This is a genomic window from Rhodococcus sp. T7 (assembly GCF_009872365.1).
Lineage (GTDB): Bacteria > Actinomycetota > Actinomycetes > Mycobacteriales > Mycobacteriaceae > Rhodococcus_F.
Genome location: NZ_WXYH01000242.1, coordinates 1 through 1178, shown reverse-complemented (window position 1 = coordinate 1178; position 1178 = coordinate 1). Strand labels below are relative to the sequence as shown.

The window sequence follows — 1178 nt, the reverse complement described above, 5'->3', positions numbered from 1 at the left end:
GAGAGCATGGGGCCGATCGAGGATCGCACCCGTGAGCACCTGGGTACGTCCGACCTCGCCGTCATTCGGATGCGCCGCCTGATGCTCGATGCCGCACGCCGCAACACGCGCGGCGAAACGCCCCTCGCTCTGGGGCGCGATTTCCTGTACGGCGAGATTCGCCCGGGTGAAGAACTGATCGAACCCGGTGTGCGCTGGCAGGAGACCGTCGGCTCGCGTGGCGAAGCACCTGCGACCACGCGAACTGGGTAGAGAACGTCGAAAATCTGGCACCGCGGAGCGGGCGAGACCGGGTCACAGTCCCGGCCCGGACTTCCTGCGCCACTACAACGATCAAGATCGGTAGGTTTCCTATGACTCACATTCGTCTCAGGCATGTCGCGGTGGTGACCGCCGACCTGGCGGGCTCAGTCGACACGGTGCAGCAAGCACTGCGGTTGCCGGAGCCCTTCAACGACGACCTGGCGAATCAGTTCTCTACGCACAATGCTGTTTTCAGCCTGGGCAATACGTTCCTGGAGATCTGCTCCCCCTACGACGACGGTCCCGTCCGGAGATACGCCGAGGAACGCGGCGGCGAGGCCGGATACATGGCGGTGTTCCAGGTTCCGGACAACGACCGTGCCCGAGCCAGATTGGACGAGCTGGGGGTGCGGATCATCGCGGAACTCAAGTTGTTCGACCAGGGCGCGAACATGCTGCACCCGAAGGACGTGCCGGGAGCGATGGTGTCGATCGACTGGGCGACGCCGTACGAATCGTGGAGGTGGGGAGGCCCGGCCTGGTCCGGAAGGGTTCCCGAGCATCCCGAAGGTGGGATCGTCTCCATCGAGGTGCGGATGCTCGACGCACACCGCGCCGCCGAGAAATGGGCATTGGCCCTCGACGCCACGGTCGAAACGGTCTCGGACGACGAGGCACACGTCCACCTGCCCGAGACCGGCCAGGTCGTGCGCTTCACCACGACGAAGGACAAGCTGCGCGAGGGAATCTGCGCCGTCGAACTGACGCTTCCGAGCGAAATCATCGTGAAGGAGCAGTTCGACGTCGCCGGCGTCCACTTCACCTGTGTCTGATACCCACCTCCCACGGACTCGATTTGGAGAGAACTCATGCTGAACAAGGAAGACAACGACCTGCTCACCCGCGTGGAGGGTGACGCGCCGATGGGTGTGTTG

The 1178-nt window shown here is 64.1% G+C and carries 2 protein-coding genes; both read left to right on the top strand.

Going from position 1 to position 1178, the window contains the following annotated elements:
* Positions 1 to 252 (top strand): hypothetical protein (locus tag MLGJGCBP_RS21610; protein WP_236581245.1); only part of this gene is annotated, 252 nt, incomplete at its 5' end.
* Positions 253 to 353: 101 nt separating this feature from the next.
* The gene (locus MLGJGCBP_RS21605) at positions 354 to 1076 is read left to right on the top strand and encodes a VOC family protein (protein ID WP_160097955.1); all 723 of its coding nucleotides are present in this window, start codon (positions 354 to 356) and stop codon (positions 1074 to 1076) included.
* Positions 1077 to 1178: the final 102 nt, after the last annotated feature.

Excerpts from the sequence above, each read along its gene's own strand:
- MLGJGCBP_RS21605 (WP_160097955.1), top strand. The coding sequence starts at position 354 with ATGACTCACATTCGTCTCAGGCATGTCGCGGTGGTGACCGCCGACCTG.